The organism is Leucobacter sp. GX0328, from assembly GCF_053567315.1.
Genome location: NZ_JBSGPC010000001.1, coordinates 84,743 through 99,239, shown reverse-complemented (window position 1 = coordinate 99,239; position 14,497 = coordinate 84,743). Strand labels below are relative to the sequence as shown.

18 protein-coding genes are annotated in these 14,497 nt (G+C 66.8%); 12 read left to right on the top strand and 6 right to left on the bottom strand.

Annotated elements, in window-relative coordinates; translation table 11 throughout:
* Positions 1 to 27: 27 nt before the first annotated feature.
* Both ACUYTF_RS00435 and ACUYTF_RS00430 read right to left on the bottom strand, forming a co-directional pair.
* Complete coding sequence (locus tag ACUYTF_RS00435; protein ID WP_449279193.1) at positions 28 to 159, bottom strand: putative transporter small subunit; 132 nt, start codon at positions 157 to 159, stop codon at positions 28 to 30.
* Positions 156 to 1,844, bottom strand: coding sequence for a sodium:solute symporter family protein (locus tag ACUYTF_RS00430; RefSeq protein WP_449279580.1), 1,689 nt, complete (start codon positions 1,842 to 1,844; stop codon positions 156 to 158). The genes ACUYTF_RS00435 and ACUYTF_RS00430 overlap by 4 nt, the downstream gene beginning before the upstream one ends.
* 472 nt (positions 1,845 to 2,316) lie before the next feature.
* On the opposite strand from ACUYTF_RS00430, the gene ACUYTF_RS00425 reads away from it, so the two are divergent.
* The 3 genes from ACUYTF_RS00425 to ACUYTF_RS00415 all read left to right on the top strand — a co-directional run bounded on the left by ACUYTF_RS00425 (position 2,317) and on the right by ACUYTF_RS00415 (position 4,277).
* Positions 2,317 to 2,868: a DUF488 domain-containing protein gene (locus ACUYTF_RS00425; protein WP_449279192.1), complete on the top strand. Its 552-nt coding sequence runs from the start codon at positions 2,317 to 2,319 to the stop codon at positions 2,866 to 2,868.
* Between the two features lie 34 nt (positions 2,869 to 2,902).
* Positions 2,903 to 3,382 (top strand): MarR family winged helix-turn-helix transcriptional regulator, encoded by a 480-nt coding sequence (locus ACUYTF_RS00420; protein ID WP_449279191.1) that lies wholly within the window; start codon positions 2,903 to 2,905, stop codon positions 3,380 to 3,382.
* Between the two features lie 94 nt (positions 3,383 to 3,476).
* Complete coding sequence (locus tag ACUYTF_RS00415; RefSeq protein ID WP_449279190.1) at positions 3,477 to 4,277, top strand: SDR family oxidoreductase; 801 nt, start codon at positions 3,477 to 3,479, stop codon at positions 4,275 to 4,277.
* A gap of 157 nt (positions 4,278 to 4,434) precedes the next feature.
* On the opposite strand, the gene ACUYTF_RS00410 is transcribed toward ACUYTF_RS00415, so the two are convergent.
* Positions 4,435 to 4,887, bottom strand: coding sequence for a carboxymuconolactone decarboxylase family protein (locus ACUYTF_RS00410; RefSeq protein WP_449279189.1), 453 nt, complete (start codon positions 4,885 to 4,887; stop codon positions 4,435 to 4,437).
* Positions 4,888 to 4,949: 62 nt separating this feature from the next.
* Positions 4,950 to 5,156 (bottom strand): hypothetical protein, encoded by a 207-nt coding sequence (locus ACUYTF_RS00405; protein ID WP_449279188.1) that lies wholly within the window; start codon positions 5,154 to 5,156, stop codon positions 4,950 to 4,952.
* Here ACUYTF_RS00405 and ACUYTF_RS00400 point away from each other — a divergent pair.
* Positions 5,155 to 6,309, top strand: coding sequence for an NAD(P)-binding domain-containing protein (locus ACUYTF_RS00400; RefSeq protein WP_449279187.1), 1,155 nt, complete (start codon positions 5,155 to 5,157; stop codon positions 6,307 to 6,309). The two genes, ACUYTF_RS00405 and ACUYTF_RS00400, sit on opposite strands and share 2 nt — an antisense overlap.
* Positions 6,310 to 6,335: 26 nt before the next feature.
* Positions 6,336 to 7,865 carry a lipase maturation factor family protein gene (locus tag ACUYTF_RS00395; protein ID WP_449279186.1) on the top strand — a complete coding sequence of 510 codons (1,530 nt, stop codon included), beginning with the start codon at positions 6,336 to 6,338 and terminating at the stop codon, positions 7,863 to 7,865.
* A gap of 156 nt (positions 7,866 to 8,021) precedes the next feature.
* Here the strand turns inward: ACUYTF_RS00395 and ACUYTF_RS00390 are convergent, their stop codons facing one another.
* Positions 8,022 to 8,465 (bottom strand): Hsp20/alpha crystallin family protein, encoded by a 444-nt coding sequence (locus ACUYTF_RS00390; RefSeq protein WP_449279185.1) that lies wholly within the window; start codon positions 8,463 to 8,465, stop codon positions 8,022 to 8,024.
* A 298-nt stretch (positions 8,466 to 8,763) separates the two neighbouring features.
* On the opposite strand from ACUYTF_RS00390, the gene ACUYTF_RS00385 reads away from it, so the two are divergent.
* Positions 8,764 to 9,864 carry an FUSC family protein gene (locus ACUYTF_RS00385; RefSeq protein ID WP_449279184.1) on the top strand — a complete coding sequence of 367 codons (1,101 nt, stop codon included), beginning with the start codon at positions 8,764 to 8,766 and terminating at the stop codon, positions 9,862 to 9,864.
* Between the two features lie 63 nt (positions 9,865 to 9,927).
* Complete coding sequence (locus tag ACUYTF_RS00380; RefSeq protein ID WP_449279183.1) at positions 9,928 to 10,554, top strand: SIMPL domain-containing protein; 627 nt, start codon at positions 9,928 to 9,930, stop codon at positions 10,552 to 10,554.
* Between the two features lie 3 nt (positions 10,555 to 10,557).
* Here ACUYTF_RS00380 and ACUYTF_RS00375 read toward each other — a convergent pair whose 3' ends face one another.
* Positions 10,558 to 11,097 carry a YaeQ family protein gene (locus tag ACUYTF_RS00375; RefSeq protein ID WP_449279182.1) on the bottom strand — a complete coding sequence of 180 codons (540 nt, stop codon included), beginning with the start codon at positions 11,095 to 11,097 and terminating at the stop codon, positions 10,558 to 10,560.
* Between the two features lie 189 nt (positions 11,098 to 11,286).
* Here ACUYTF_RS00375 and ACUYTF_RS00370 point away from each other — a divergent pair, with 189 nt between their 5' ends.
* The 5 genes from ACUYTF_RS00370 to ACUYTF_RS00350 all read left to right on the top strand — a co-directional run bounded on the left by ACUYTF_RS00370 (position 11,287) and on the right by ACUYTF_RS00350 (position 14,399).
* Positions 11,287 to 11,550 (top strand): ribbon-helix-helix protein, CopG family, encoded by a 264-nt coding sequence (locus ACUYTF_RS00370; protein WP_449279181.1) that lies wholly within the window; start codon positions 11,287 to 11,289, stop codon positions 11,548 to 11,550.
* Positions 11,547 to 11,786, top strand: coding sequence for a toxin (locus tag ACUYTF_RS00365; protein WP_449279180.1), 240 nt, complete (start codon positions 11,547 to 11,549; stop codon positions 11,784 to 11,786). The genes ACUYTF_RS00370 and ACUYTF_RS00365 overlap by 4 nt, the downstream gene beginning before the upstream one ends.
* A 149-nt stretch (positions 11,787 to 11,935) precedes the next feature.
* Positions 11,936 to 12,280 carry a TraR/DksA family transcriptional regulator gene (locus ACUYTF_RS00360; protein WP_449279179.1) on the top strand — a complete coding sequence of 115 codons (345 nt, stop codon included), beginning with the start codon at positions 11,936 to 11,938 and terminating at the stop codon, positions 12,278 to 12,280.
* 69 nt (positions 12,281 to 12,349) lie between these two features.
* Positions 12,350 to 12,670 carry a nucleotide pyrophosphohydrolase gene (locus ACUYTF_RS00355; protein ID WP_449279178.1) on the top strand — a complete coding sequence of 107 codons (321 nt, stop codon included), beginning with the start codon at positions 12,350 to 12,352 and terminating at the stop codon, positions 12,668 to 12,670.
* Positions 12,657 to 14,399: a DNA/RNA helicase domain-containing protein gene (locus ACUYTF_RS00350; RefSeq protein ID WP_449279177.1), complete on the top strand. Its 1,743-nt coding sequence runs from the start codon at positions 12,657 to 12,659 to the stop codon at positions 14,397 to 14,399. Before ACUYTF_RS00355 ends, ACUYTF_RS00350 begins: the two co-directional genes overlap by 14 nt.
* Positions 14,400 to 14,497 lie beyond the last annotated feature (98 nt).

Below are 14,497 nucleotides of genomic sequence, written 5' to 3'. Positions count from 1 at the left end.
AGCACCTCGACAGGGATCGCTGGGCCGTCAGATGATGCTGCGGCCCTCCTGCTTCGCCCGGCGCGCATCCTTCGCGAACGCGCGCACGATGACGGCGAGCGTGCCGATCACGATCATGGGCCAGGCCAGCACGTAGACGGTGAGCAATAGCGTGGTCATCGGTTCTCCTTCTCGGTGAGCGTCGCGCTGCCGGTGCGCAGCACCTGTTCGAGCTCGGCGGTGTCGACGTTCGGGTGCTCGAGCGATGCGGCCCGGGGCGCCGGGTCGAACTCGCCCGTGCGCTCCCGGATGAGCCCGAAATCGAACCGCCGCGTGCGGTTCGCGAGGGTGAGCGCGACGCACACGATCGTGCTCACCGCGTAGGCCACGAGCGACCCCGCCAGCACCGGGTAGGTGTGGAGGAAGCCGATCGCGAACGGCGCCGACGCGAGGGTCGCGACCGTGCCGACGACGAGCGCGACCCGGGTGCCGAAGAACCCGAACGCCATGAGCCCGAGCACCACGCCGATGCCGATGACCGAGAGCACGTCGACGACGACGCCGAGGCCGCCGGCGAGCGGGATCCACTCGAAACGCACCGGGATGAAGCACGCCAGTGCGGCGAGCACCGCGGCGCTGAACGCGAGGTTCGTGACGCGGTTCCAGTAGAAGCTCGCGATGACCGGGAACACGAGCGCGCCCCAGAGCGCGCCGACGAACACGAGCAGGTCGAGGATGTTGAACTGCATCGACGCGAAGCCGAGCGCGGCCGCGGTCGCGCCCACCATGGTGAGCCGCCCGACGAGCAGCATCGTCTTCGGGTTCGCGTTCTTCTTGCCGGCGATGTTCTGCCCGTAGATGTCGGCCATCGTGATCGACGCGAGCGCGGTCATATCGGCATCGGCGGTCGACGACAGCGACCCGATGATCATCACGAAGAACACGCAGATGAGGATCGGGCCGAGGTAGGTCGACGCCATCTGCGGGATGAGGTTGTTGACGTCGCCGCCCATCGGCTCGATTCCGGCGTACAGGGCGATCACGCCGAGCATGCCGATGCCGATGATGGTCGCCCCGTAGCCGACGGTCGCCGTGATGAAGGTCTTCTTGATGAGATCCTCCCGCACCGCGAACAGGCGCTGCGCGATGGTCTGGTTGCCGATCGCATAGGCGAGCACCGCAGCGATGTAGGGGGCGCCCTGGTTGAAGAACGCGTCCGACGAGAAGAAGTCGCCTTGCTGGGGTGTGAGGTGCTTCGCGCCGACCTCGAAGAGGCCCGGCCCGCCGGCCGCGAAGAAGATCACCGGGATGATGATGGCGACCGCTCCGAGCATGGCGATCACTTGCGCGAAGTCGGTGAGCACCGAGGCGCGGAACCCCGACCACAGCGTGTAGGCGAGCACGCCCACCGCGATCGCGACGATGCCCTGCGTGAAGCTGAACGGCGACAGCATCGAGATGAGCGCCCCGCCCGCGATGAGGTTCGAGGTGAGGCTGATGAGGCTGCCGAGCACGTTGGAGCCTGCCAGCATGAGCTGGCTGGAGCGCCCGTGGCGTGCGAACATGACCTCGGCGATGGTGTGCGCATTCGGCGCGACCTGGCGGATGCGGCGCCCGAAGGGGTAGATGAGCAGGATCATCAGGGCGCCCCAGAGGCCGTAGTGGATGGGGCCCGACAGGCCGTAGGTGTAGCCGGAGGTCGCGGAGGCGTACATCGAGGCCGCCCAGATCCAGGTCGCCGTCATCGAGGCGGCCGAGATGCCGAAGCCGATCTTGCCGCCGCCGGTCATGTACCCGTCGGCGTTCTCGCGCTTGCGGGAGATGCGGATCGACATGAAGAGGCTGCTGCCGAAGAACAGCAGCATGAGCAGGACCGTGACCGGCCCTGACAGGGGGTGAAGATTTTCCACCGGGAATGTCTCGCTTTCTGATCGTTGAAGAACCGGGTGCTGCGGTGCATGCCGGTCGTGGACGAGAAGAGCGAGTCGCTAAGTCGGAGGGGTGAAGTTGTAGTCGGAGATGGAAGTGGTGAATCGAACGGTGTGCATGGATTGCGAACCTGGGCCACTGGGGGCGCACGGTCGTGCGCCGGCGAGAGGCCCGGGGTGCGTCTCCTTTCCAGTTTTCGGGTGCCGCGAATCGCCGACATCTGTGGCGAATCGTGCGAGATGCCTGAGTCGGGCGCGCACGCGAGGGCGTCGCCCGGCGCCTCATGCGGGCATGAGGGCCGTGCTCATAGTAGCAAGCCCGGGCCGTTTCGCATCCCGGCTCGAGAAATGAGCGGACCGAGACGCCGGTGCGCTCGCCGAGCTACGATGATTCCAGCGAGGTGGCATCTTGACCGCAGGCACGATTTTCACCATCGGGCACTCGAATCACGAGCTCGACGAGTTTCTCGAGCTCGTGACGGGCCACGGCATCGAACGGGTCGTCGATGTGCGCAAGCTGCAGGGATCGCGCCGCTACCCGCAGTTCGACGCCGATGCGCTGCGGGCGTCGCTGGCCTCGATCGGCGTCGGCTTCGGGCGCTTCGAGGCGCTCACCGGGCGCCGGCCCGTGAGCCGCACGGTGCCGTTCGAGGTGAACGCGTGGTGGCAGAACCGCAGCTTCCACAACTACGCCGACCATGCGCTGTCGCCGGAGTTCGCGACGGCGCTCGTCGAGCTGCGCCGCGAGGGCGCCGAGCGCCGCACGGCGGTCATGTGCTCGGAGGCCGTGTGGTGGCGCTGCCATCGGCGCATCATCGCCGACCATCTGATCGCCGCGGGCGGCACCGTGCGCCACGTGATCGGGGCGGGGGAGGCGGCGCTCGCCGAGCTCAGCGGGGGCGCCGTGATCGGGCCCGGGGGGGCCGTGACCTACCCCGGTCAGGGGGCTCCGAAACAGTAGTTGCTTTTGGCAACTATCGGCGTATGCTGAGGGTATGCACCAGCACGAGTCGGCCGCCGAAGCGCTGCGCGCGGGCGGGGGAGCGACGCCCGCCGAAGAGCTGCTCGGCGCCATCGTCGCCCTGGTCTCGTCGTGGTCGTCGACCGAGGTGCAGTCGCGCATCGCGCACCGCATCGGCCTCGACATCGGCGAGAGCGATGTGCGCACGCTGCACACCATCGGTCGATTCGGCGGCGGTGCGCGCCCGGCGCAGCTCGCCGCCGAGCTGCAGGTGACCCGGCCCACGATGAGCAAGAGCCTCGCGCGCCTCGCCGCCGCCGGGTTCATCACGCGTACGCAGGCCGCGCACGACGGCCGCGCCACCGACGTCGCGCTCACGCTCGCGGGCACCCGCGCATATGAAGCGCTCGTCGACGCCGGCGTCGAGATGGTGCGGCACGCGCTCGACGCGGCCCCCACGAGCGACGTCGCCTCGATCATCGCTTTCACCCGCGCCCTGCGCGCGTCGGGATAGAGCCTCGGTGATCCCTGCAGAACCGGGATCGCCCCCAGACACCCTGCACCCCAGGGATCCACCACAGGTATTCACCACCATGAAGGAGCACCCCATGACACGCACCTATGTCGTCACCGGAGCAGCCTCGGGCATCGGCGCCACCACCGCCCAGACCCTGCGCGATCTCGGCCACACCGTGATCGGCGTCGACCTGAAAGACGTCGACGTGACCGCCGACCTCTCGAACACCGCAGGCCGTGCCGAGGCCGCCGCGAAGGCGAGCGAACTCGCTGGCGGCACCGTCGACGGCGTGATCGCCTGCGCCGGCATCTCGGCCCCGATCGCGAAGACCTTCGCGATCAACTTCTTCGGCGTCACCGAGTTTCTCACCGCCATGCTGCCCGCGCTGCGCGGTTCGTCGGCGCCTCGCGCGGCGACCATTTCGTCGATGGCCTCGCTGCAGCCCGTGTCGGCCGACCTCGTCGAGGCCGGCCTCGCCGGCGACGAGGCGAAGGCCCTCGAGATCGGTGCGGCACTCGAAGCGCAGGGCCCCGAGTCCGGCTACCTCAACTACCCGTCGTCGAAGCGCGCCGTTTCGCGCTGGGTGCGCCGCGAGTCGATCAGCGAGGCGTGGGCCGGCAGCGGTATTCCGCTGAACGCCGTCGCCCCCGGCACCGTCATCACCCCGATGACCCAGGGGCTGCTCGCGACCCCCGAGGGCGCGGCCATGGTCGACGGTGCGGTGCCGATGCCGCTGAACTACCACCAGTCGCCGCAGACCGTCGCCGACCTGCTCGTCTGGCTCACGAGCGAGCAGAACTCGCACATGGCGGGCCAGACCATCTACCTCGACGGCGGTGCCGATGCGACGCTGCGCGGCGACGACATCTGGTCGTGGAACGACGCGCAGTAGTCCTCTTCTGACAGTCTGACCAGCGCGAGCGCGGGTCCGCTGCATCCCGAGGGATGCCGGCTCCCGCACTCGTGTCGGTCTTTCTGCGTGCGAGTCGCCCAATTGGTCGTACTGCGTTCGCGCAGCGAATCGCAGAATCCATCAGCGCCTCCGGGCGCTACTTCCGTTCGCGCACCGGGTGCTGGCTCAGAATCGAGATGCGGTTGAACGCGTTGATCGCGGCCGCGACCCACTCGGCGGCGACGAACGCGTCATCGCCGAGCACGTGACGGGCTCCGGCGAGGTCGGCCGACGCGTCCTCGGTGATCGGGAGCGCGGTCGCGGCCTCGGCGATGGCGAGCACCGCCCTGTCGCGTTCGGTGAAGAGCGCGACCTCGCGCCAGGCGGGCAGCAGGTCGAGCTTCTGCTGCGGCACCCCGGCATCGCGCGCTTCTTCCGTGTGGAGGTTCAGGCAGAAGGCGCAACCGTTCATCTGCGAGGCGCGCACCTTCACGAGCTCCGACTCCTCGGGCGTGAGGCCGTGCTTCAGCGCCTCCGCCCGGATGGTGTTCGAGAAGACGCCGGCCGCCTTCCACGCCTCGGGGATGACCTTGTCGAGATACGGGCGCATGGGGCTCCTCACCGGGTCTGCGATTCACTGCCTGTGGTTCTTCGGGTCGCGATGCGCCCTCCTCAGGGCAACTCTACGTTGCGGTCGGGTATTCCGTCTCGGTAGACCGCCCGGTGCCCCGGAATACGCCGCACGGCGCCGATGTTCCACCGGATGCCGCCGCGGCCGAACGCCTGCAGCAGCGGGTGCGCGAGCACGTGCATCCCGACGAACCCGGCACGCTCCACGAACCCGGCATGCTCCACGAACCCGACGAGAGGTCGACCCATGCGCAGTCCCGATGGCACGCCCCGTGAGGCAGCGCGCGAGGCGGCCGTCGTCGTGATCGGGGCCGGTCAGGCCGGGCTCTCCGCCGGGTACCACCTGCAGCGCCGCGGCTACACGAGTGCGCTCGAAGCGGGAGCCGATCCGCGCCGCTCCTTCGTGATCTTCGACGCAGAGAGCGCGCCCGGCGGCGCCTGGCAGCACCGGTGGCAGTCGCTCACCATGGCGACCGTCAACCACATCTTCGACCTGCCCGGCTTCAGGCAGACCGAAGTCGACCCGGCGACGCCGAGCCGCGAGGCGGTGCCCGCGTACTTCGCCGCCTTCGAGCGCGAGATGCGGCTGCCGATCGTGCGGCCCGTCGATGTGCTCGCAGTGCGCGATGACCCGGCAGGGGAGCGGGGCGGCAATGCTCCGGGATCCCTGTCGATCGAGACCAGCATCGGCCCGTGGCGCGCGAGCGCGATCATCAACGCGACCGGCACCTGGACGAACCCGCTCATGCCCGAGTATCCCGGCGCCGAGACCTTTCTCGGCCGGCAACTGCACACGCAGCAGTACGTGTCGCTCGACGAATTCGCGGGGCAGCGGGTGGCCGTCGTGGGCGGCGGCATCTCGGCGCTGCAACTGCTCGAGGAGATCTCGCGGGTCGCGACGGTCGCCTGGTACACCCGGCGCGAGCCCGTGTTCCGCGACGGCGACTTCAGCCCCGAGGTCGAGGGGCGCGAGACCATCGAGAAGGTGACTGCCGATGCCGAGGCCGGCAACCCGCCGCGCAGCGTCGTGTCGTACACCGAGCTCGCGTGGACGCCGTACGCGCGAGCGGCGAGGGATCGCGGTGCGCTCGTGCGCCGCCCCATGTTCACCGCCATCGAGCCGCACGGCGTGCGCGAGGCCGACGGCTCGTTCACCTCGGTCGACGCGATCCTGTGGGCGACCGGGTTCAGGCCCGCGCTGTCGCACCTCGACCCGCTTTCGCTGCAGAACTCGCGCGGCGGCATCGAAGTGCGGGGCACGCAGGTCGCGGCCGATCGGCGCGTGCACCTCATCGGCTACGGGCCGTCGCAGTCGACCGTCGGCGCGAACCGCGCCGGGCGCGATGCCGTTGCCGCGCTCGAGAGATGGCTCGCGGTGCCTCGCGTCAAGGCGGTGGCGTGACGGGAGCGAGCGCGTAGCCTGGGCGCATGGACGGATTCGCGGCGGTCGACTTCTTCCTCGCGCGGGAGGTGCTGCAGCGCGGCGTGGCAGCGCTGTACGTCATCGCGTTCGTGTCGATGCTCAACCAGTTCCGCCCGCTCACGGGCGAGCACGGGCTGCTGCCCGCCCCGGGCCTGCTCGAGTGGGCGCGCTCATCGCCGTCGCGCGCGAAGCTGCTGAAACCGACGCTCTTCCTGCGCGTCCGCTACACCGACCAGCGCCTCGTCGCGCTGTGCTGGGCGGGCATCGGGGTCGGCGCCCTGCTCGTCCTGGGCGTTCCGCAGCTCGGGCCGCCGTGGCTGCCGATGGTCGCGTTTCTCGCGCTATGGCTCGGGTACATGTCGATTACGAGCCTCGGGCAGACGTTCACCGGCTTCGGCTGGGAGATGCTGCTGCTCGAAGCGGGGTTCCTGGCTGCTTTCCTGGGATCGGGGAGCCAGCCGCCGCCGACCGTTGTGATCGTACTGTTCTGGTGGCTCGTCTTCCGGCTGGAGTTCGGGGCGGGCATGATCAAGATCCGGGGCGGGCGCGAATGGCGCGACCTCACCGCGCTGACGTACCACCACGAGACGCAGCCGATGCCCGGCCCGCTGAGCCGCCAGGCGCACCTGCTGCCGCGGTGGTTCCATCAGGGCGAGGTGCTCGGCAATCATTTCGCGCAGCTCGTCGTGCCGTTCTTCCTGTTCGCCGCGCTGCTCGGGTTCGTCGTGCCCGGCCCGGTGCCGGCGATCATCGGCACGGCCGCGGCGGGCATTGTCATCGCGACCCAGGCGTGGCTGGTGCTGACGGGCAACTTCGCCTGGCTGAACTGGGCGACCATCGTGCTCGCGTTCTCGGCCGTGTCGGCGCCTGTTGCTCAGTCGGTGTGGGGCGCTGTATCTGGGCCGGCTTCCGGGTCGACTTCGCCCGCCGGAGACGCAGTGTCGGTTGCAGGGATCGACGGGTTGCCTTGGGGCTGGTTCGTCATGACGACTGCAGTGGGAACGCTGTACCTCGTCATCAGCGTGCCGGCGCTGCGCAATCTGTTCGCGAAGCGGCAGCTCATGAACGCGAGCTTCAACCGCTGGCAGCTCGCGAACGCCTACGGGGCGTTCGGCACCGTCACGAAGGAGCGGATCGAGATCATCATCGAGGGGAGCGCAGCCGAGCAGCCCGGTGCCGACGACTGGCGGGAGTACGAGTTCAAGGGCAAGCCCGGCGACGTACGGCGGATGCCGCGCCAGTTCGCGCCGTACCACCTGCGGCTCGACTGGCTCATGTGGTTCCTACCGCTTGGGCACGCCCTGCCCGAGTGGTTCGGCGTGCTGCTCATGCGACTGCTCGCAGCCGACAGTGCGACGCTGCGCATGCTGCGGTACGACCCGTTTGACGGAGAAACGCCGCAGTACGTGCGCGTGCTCTCGTACCGGTACCGCTTCGCCACTCGCGCCGAGCATCGCGCAGACGGGGCCGTCTGGGTGCGCGACCGAAGGCGTGTGTTCGTCGAGCCGATGCGCCTGCCGACCGCCGATTACTGAGCCGCCGCCCGGTGATCGGCGTGGTCCTTTCATCCTGAGGCTGTGCCCATCCTCTGGTCATCCTGCGGCCGCGCAGCGGATCGCAGGATCCACCCGCCCGAACGGCAGAAGGTCCCAGCGGGATTGCTCCCGCCGGGACCTTCGAACATCAGACCCTTAGGCCTCGGAAACCACGACCTCTGAGGTGTCAACGCCCGCCGGGGCGCCGGTCGAGACCTGCACCTTGCGCGGCTTCGCCCGCTCGCTCACCGGGATGGTGACGCTGAGCACACCGTTGTCGTAGTTCGCGGTGATGCGCTCGGTGTCGATGCCCTGGCCCAGGTTGAGCTGGCGCAGGAAGCTGCCCGGGGTGCGTTCGCGGGTGATCCACTTCACGTTCTCGGCCTTCGGCAGCGTGCGCTCGGCGCGGATGGTGAGCAGCTGCCCGTCGACGTCGATGTCCACCGAGCCGGGGTCCATTCCCGGCATGTCGGCCGTCAGCAGATAGTTGTCGCCGTCGCGGTAGAGGTCCATGGGCATGCGGCGCGGGCCTCGGGTCGATCCCTCGAGCAGCGCGTCGGCGAAGCGTTCCATGTCGCGGATCGGGTTGTACGTAGCCATTTTGCATCACCTTTCGACTGTGTTTCGGATTGATCTGAAAACTTGAGCCTAGGTGGCTCAACTTGAGATTAGATTAGCACTCGCGCATGGGGAGTGCTAATGCGTTCGCCGAGGGCAAACGGTGATACCGATCGGCTCCCGTCGCCGTCGTGATCTCGGTGACGGGCATTGTGGCGTGCGCGGTACGAACCGGCAAGGCCCTGTGGCAGGGCGAGGCATCGGCGTAGTTTCTGCGTACGAGCGGGATAGGTGGCAACGGGAGGGGCGCAGCAATGGAGACGGCCGGGGTTCGGGGTGCATGAGGCTATCGCTGCGGCGGCTCGCGCATCGTGCGCGCCCGGTGCACGAGCGCGCGAAGCAGGAAGTGCGACGCTTGGCGCGGCGTTCGCGCTGGGTGCTCGCGCTGAAGACCGCGCTCGCCGCCGCGCTCGCGTGGGTGCTGGCTCCGTTCGTGCCGTTCGCCGAATCCGAGTATTCGTACTATGCGCCGCTCGGTGCGCTCGTCAGCGTCTACGCGACGGTGCTCGATTCGGTGCGTGCGGGCGTGCAGGTGCTGATCGGGCTCGCGCTCGGTATCGCGCTCGGCCTCGGGGCGCTCGGGCTCGTTCATGCGGGGGCGCCCTCGTATGCGGCGATCGCCGTCGTTGTGGGCATCGGGGTCGCGCTCGGCGGGCTGAAGGTGCTCGGCGCCGGAGGCGACTGGGTGCCCATCGCGGGGGTGCTCGTGCTGCTGCTGAGCGGGCGCGAGGGCGAAGACTTCTCTGTCTCGTATCTCGTGACCATGGCGTTCGGCGCAGCCCTCGGGCTGGTCGTGCAGTGGGTGGCGGTGCCGCCGCTCTACTTCGCCGAGGCCGATGCCCGTCTGTCGGATCTGAGACGCGCGATCACCGAGGCGCTGCGCGAGACGGAACTGTTCGTGCGCGGAGAGGGAGACGAAGGCAGATTTCGATCCTCCGTCGCGCACCTGCATGTCGCGCGCGATGCGGTGGCTGCCGATCTCGACGAAGCCCGCCGGAGCGGACGGGTCAATCCCCGGGCCCATCGGCATCACGCCCAGCGCGAGTCGCTCGACGAGCGGTTCGCGTCGCTCGATCGATGCGAGTTCTATGTGCGCGCACTCTCCGATTTCGTCGGGAGGAGTGCGGAGGGGGACCGTTCGAGGGAGGGCCTCGGCGATGCCCTCGAAGCATGCCGTGCCGTGGTCGACGCGAAGCCCGGGAGCGATGAACAGCGAGCGGCGCGGGAAGCCGCGCAGCATGCGGTGCACCGTTATGTCCACCTCGCTGCTGAAGCGGTAACCCAGGCGCCGGCTGCCTCGGGCGCGGTTCCGTCGGTGGCGGTCGCCATCGGAGTATGCCTCCGTCGTGTCCTCGAAACTCAGGACGAGGACGACGCGTGAGGCATGGTTGGTGCGACGCGAACACCGTGTCCGGTCATCGCGGTCCACTGCTACCGTGTTTTCATGACGACGATCCATGCCACGGGCACCGGTGAAACCCACTTGCTCGCCGAACGCGCCACGATCACCGTGAACATCTCGGTAGCTTCGCGCGACCGGCGCAAGAGCATCGAGATCGCGACGCGCAACCACAATTGGGCGGTGCAGCGGGCGCAGGAGCTGCGGGCGAACGGCGATGCCACCTGGCACGCGGCCGATCCCATCAGCGCCTGGAGTTACAAGACCTATGCGGAGGGGAAGAACAACCAGACAGTGATCGAGCACCGCACTGCGAGCCGCGTGCGCGTGAAGCTATCGAACCTGTCGCTCGTCGGCGCGCTCGTCACCGAGTTCGCCGAAGCCGGGCTGACGGCGAGCGTCGACTGGGCCCTGACTGAGGCGACCCGACGGGAGAGCGAGCGCCTCATGCGCAAGGCCGCCGTCGCCGCGGCTCGTGCCATCGCCGACGACTACGCCGACGCGCTCGAACAGCGAATCGAGAGCGTCACGAGCATCTCAGACGCACCGGCCGGCGGGAACGGGGCCGGGCCGATGCCTGCACGAGCGGGCGGTTCTGCAGGCGCAGCAGAGGTCACCATTCCCGAGATCACAGTCTCCGCGACAGTGAGCGGCGTCTTCGAAGCCGCGTGATTCTTACGGCAGCTGGTGCGTGCCGACCGCGGAGCTCAGCGAGACCCCGTTGAGTTCGAGGAAGAGCGTGCCCTCCGTCACCGAGAGCGACATCTCGTTGCGGCGTTCGAGCGCGCGGGTCGCGTCCTCGATGAAGCGCGGGTCGAAGCTGTGCAGCACGATATCTTCGGAGCGGTGGATCGTCTTGCCGCTCCATGACGCGAGCACCTTCTCGGGGTCGCGATGCGTGTACGCGGTGGCGTAGCCGGCGAGCTTGCTGCCGTGATGCATGCGCGCCGCGTCGGGTGCTCCGACTTCGATCCAGCCGGTGATCGCCCCGGTGAGATCGCGCACCAGCACCGCGGGCTCATCCGTTGTGGAAACCCCGGCGCTGAACTCGATGCCCTCCTGGTATTCGAGGCAGTAGGCGAGCAGACGCGTCATCATGAAGGCGTCGGTCTCCGACGGATGGCGCGCGACCCGCAGCGAGAAGTTCTCGTAGACGCCCCGGTCGACATCGGCCAGTTGCACTGCGAACACGTGAATCGTCGAACCGATAGCCATGGTCTCGATCGTAGTGCTCAGGGGAGTGGCTACACTGCCAAGCATGAGTGGGGCATCGGCAGGGATTCAGACGTTGCTCGTTTCGAGGCGGCGGACTCGCTACTGTCTGATTGATTGATGCGAGCCCGAGGATCTGCCCCCGTGGAGAATTCCCTTGTTTGGCCGTGATTTTCGTTATACATTAATGGCATGGGCAAGCGTGAGACGATCAACGGGGTTCCCGTCACCGAGGAGCAGATCGGTGCCTGGGCGGCAGAAGCCGAAGTCGGTTATGACGTTGCGATGTTGAAGAAGCGTGGCCGCGGGCGCCCGGGGCGTGGCGCTGAACCGTCTCAGGTGATCGCACTTCGGCTCACAGTTGAAGAGATCGCCGTGATCGACGAGCGTGCTGAACGCGAGGGCAAGTCACGGTCGGAGGTCATCCGTGAAGCACTCCACCTTTCGGCAGCGTGAACATTCATGACTCGGCGCTGAAACACGGAATTCTACGTGAAGATGCGATTCAGGCTGCGACTTGGGCAATCTGGATCGAGGAATTGGACGAGGATAGTCCAGCGCGACAGCTACGACTTGGTTTCGACACACGCGGTCGGCTCTTGGAGACGGTCGTGCTCGTTTTCGATAGCGGCAATGAGCTGGTGATCCACGCAATGAAAGCACGACCGCAGATGCTCGAACTGTTGCCTTAGTCGAGTGATTTGTTGATTGTTCGTGCGAGTACTTGCTGCTGGGGCATGCGCTTGTAGATGCTTTTCATGCGTGACGGCGAGAGTCCACCAGACCGCCATGTTTCAAAGCGCAACCGCCGTAGGTACATGGAGTGGCTACACTGCCAAGCATGGACGAGGTATCGGCAGGGATCGAGTCGCAGCTCGTTTCGGCGCGGCAGCACGCGCTCGAACGCGTCGCGAAGCTCGAGGCCGACCTGGATGCGCTGACCCGCGCTCGCCGCAGTGAATCGGATGACGACGAGCACGACCCGGAGGGGGAGACGCTGTCGGCGCAGTGGTCGTTACGCGCTGGGCTGCTCGAGGATGCCCGTGCGACGCTGCGTCAGGCCGATGCTGCTCTGGGCCGCCTCGCCGCCGGCACCTATGGCGTCTGCATCGTCTGCGGCGGCCCGATTCCGGAGGGCCAGCTCGAAGCTCGACCCTTCCGGGACCAGTGCGTGAAGTGCGCTTGATCCATCGAACATGAACCTAGCGAGTGCGCAATAGCCGCGGTGCGATGGGGTGTTGGATAGGCTGACGACATGAGCAGCGACCCCGTGATCGAAGAACTGCGCGCATTCATCGCCGAACGCGAATGGGAGCAATTCCATACGCCGGAGAACCTCGCCAAGTCGATCTCGATCGAAGCGGGGGAACTGCTCGAGGAGTACCAGTGGTCGCCCGATTTCGATGCAGACCGCGTGCGACACGAACTCGCCGATGTGCTCACCTACTGTTACGAGCTCGCCGACCGCATGGGCTGGGACCCTGAAACGATCATTCGGGAGAAGCTCGAGATCACGCGCGAGAAGTATCCGGTCGAGCTTGCACGAGGGCGGAGCGAGAAGCATGATAGACTTTGAGATCGAGGAAATCCCGTTCGACAAGAGCAGCATGAAGGCGCACCCCGACCCGACCGGGAAACTGAGCAATTGGCCTGCCGTCTACACGATCAACAGCGAGGAACAGGTATACGTCGGGGAGACCGGCAACGCGCTGCTCCGCATGTCGCAGCACCAGAAGGATTCCCGGAAGAAGTCCCTCGAGGTTGCACGGATCGTGCTCGACGACACCTTCCACCGTTCAGCCTGCTATGACCTCGAGTCACTGCTGATCCAGTGGTTCTACTCCGACGGTCAATACTCCGTCATCAACGCGAATGACGGACACCGCAACGCTGAATATCCGGGTAGGGCTGGGTTCCAGCAGAAGTTCCATGAGATCTTCGAAGCACTCCGTGATCGGGGACTGTTCCGATCGTCGTTCGCGGATATCGAGAACAGCGATTTCTTCAAACTGTCGCCGTTCAAGGCGCTGGTGCCTGATCAAGAGCGGGCGATCCTCGAGATCTTGAAGACGTTGTTCGAGGACATCGAGCAGCAGCGATCGTCGACCGCTGTGGTGTCGGGAAACCCTGGCACGGGCAAGACGATCGTCGGCATCTCCCTGGTCAAGACGCTCTGCGATATCGCCCAGTCGCGGGGTATCGAGGACGCCGAGCAGGGCGGTCCTATTTCGGATTTCTTTATGCAGGGCTTCCCTGAAATGATCCGCGACCTCCGCATCGGCATGGTGGTGCTGCAGCAATCCCTGAAGAAATCGATCGCTAAGGTTTTCGACCGGACTCCCGGGCTCGACCGCACGATGGTGATGTCGGCATTCGAAGTGGGTAATTCGACGGAACGGTTCGACGTGCTCGTCGTCGACGAAGCGCATCGGCTGAACCATCGAGCGAACCAGTCGAATCAGGCGCATAATGGCGAGTTTCGAAGGATCAACGAACGGCTCTTCGGTTCGGATTCATTGGAACTGACGCAGCTCGATTGGATCCGCCGGCAGAGCCGATTCCAGATCTTGCTGCTCGATGCGGAGCAGACGGTGCGCCCGGCGGACCTTCCTCCCGAGGTCGTGGGCGAGGTCGTGGGCGAGGCGAAGGCCGGGCAACGCTTCTTCCCGCTGATGACGCAGATGCGGGTGAAGGCGGGTTCCGATTACGTCGGATACATCAGGGACGTGCTGCGCGGGCACGAACCCGAGCTACCCGACCTCGGCGACTACGAGTTCGGGATGTTCGAGACCGTTGATGCCTTGGAACGCCGGATCCGGCAGCGCGAGCAGAAGTTCGGGCTGGCGCGCCTCGCCGCCGGTTATGCGTGGCAGTGGCGTTCGAAGGGCAAGAAGTCGCTTCCATATGATGAACGCCCTTTCGATATCGAGATCGGGGGCCGCCGGTGGCGCTGGAATTCAGTAGATGTCGATTGGGTGCATTCGGAGCGGGCGCTCGAGGAGTTCGGATCGATCCACACGCTCCAGGGCTACGACCTCAACTACGCCGGCGTCGTGATCGGCCCCGATCTCTATTTCGATCGGGAATCAGGAGAGATCCGTTTCGACCGCTCCCACTATTTCGATAGGAGGGGGAAGGAGAACAACAGGATGCGCGGTCGCACCTACACCGATGCCGATATCGAACGCTACGTGAAGAACATCTACGCCGTGCTGTTCACGCGCGGGATCCGAGGGACCTTCGTGTACGTCTGCGACGAGGCGCTGCGGGAGCACCTGCGAAGGTGGATTCCGATCCTGGAATAGGGCGGGCCCGACACGCCGCGAGTCTCTCGGGGTTACGGCGTGTGCCGGGTGAGGAACTGCTTCAGGGATTCCTCCGTCGAGGTGCCGGGCGCGTGCTT

Excerpts from the sequence above, each read along its gene's own strand:
- ACUYTF_RS00435 (WP_449279193.1), bottom strand. The coding sequence starts at position 159 with ATGACCACGCTATTGCTCACCGTCTACGTGCTGGCCTGGCCCATGATC.
- ACUYTF_RS00430 (WP_449279580.1), bottom strand. The coding sequence starts at position 1,844 with ATGCTGCTGTTCTTCGGCAGCAGCCTCTTCATGTCGATCCGCATCTCC.
- ACUYTF_RS00420 (WP_449279191.1), top strand. The coding sequence starts at position 2,903 with ATGCACCAGCACGAGTCGGCCGCCGAAGCGCTGCGCGCGGGCGGGGGA.
- ACUYTF_RS00415 (WP_449279190.1), top strand. The coding sequence starts at position 3,477 with ATGACACGCACCTATGTCGTCACCGGAGCAGCCTCGGGCATCGGCGCC.
- ACUYTF_RS00410 (WP_449279189.1), bottom strand. The coding sequence starts at position 4,887 with ATGCGCCCGTATCTCGACAAGGTCATCCCCGAGGCGTGGAAGGCGGCC.
- ACUYTF_RS00400 (WP_449279187.1), top strand. The coding sequence starts at position 5,155 with ATGCGCAGTCCCGATGGCACGCCCCGTGAGGCAGCGCGCGAGGCGGCC.
- ACUYTF_RS00405 (WP_449279188.1), bottom strand. The coding sequence starts at position 5,156 with ATGGGTCGACCTCTCGTCGGGTTCGTGGAGCATGCCGGGTTCGTGGAG.
- ACUYTF_RS00395 (WP_449279186.1), top strand. The coding sequence starts at position 6,336 with ATGGACGGATTCGCGGCGGTCGACTTCTTCCTCGCGCGGGAGGTGCTG.
- ACUYTF_RS00390 (WP_449279185.1), bottom strand. The coding sequence starts at position 8,465 with ATGGCTACGTACAACCCGATCCGCGACATGGAACGCTTCGCCGACGCG.
- ACUYTF_RS00385 (WP_449279184.1), top strand. The coding sequence starts at position 8,764 with ATGAGGCTATCGCTGCGGCGGCTCGCGCATCGTGCGCGCCCGGTGCAC.
- ACUYTF_RS00380 (WP_449279183.1), top strand. The coding sequence starts at position 9,928 with ATGACGACGATCCATGCCACGGGCACCGGTGAAACCCACTTGCTCGCC.
- ACUYTF_RS00375 (WP_449279182.1), bottom strand. The coding sequence starts at position 11,097 with ATGGCTATCGGTTCGACGATTCACGTGTTCGCAGTGCAACTGGCCGAT.
- ACUYTF_RS00370 (WP_449279181.1), top strand. The coding sequence starts at position 11,287 with ATGGGCAAGCGTGAGACGATCAACGGGGTTCCCGTCACCGAGGAGCAG.
- ACUYTF_RS00360 (WP_449279179.1), top strand. The coding sequence starts at position 11,936 with ATGGACGAGGTATCGGCAGGGATCGAGTCGCAGCTCGTTTCGGCGCGG.
- ACUYTF_RS00355 (WP_449279178.1), top strand. The coding sequence starts at position 12,350 with ATGAGCAGCGACCCCGTGATCGAAGAACTGCGCGCATTCATCGCCGAA.
- ACUYTF_RS00350 (WP_449279177.1), top strand. The coding sequence starts at position 12,657 with ATGATAGACTTTGAGATCGAGGAAATCCCGTTCGACAAGAGCAGCATG.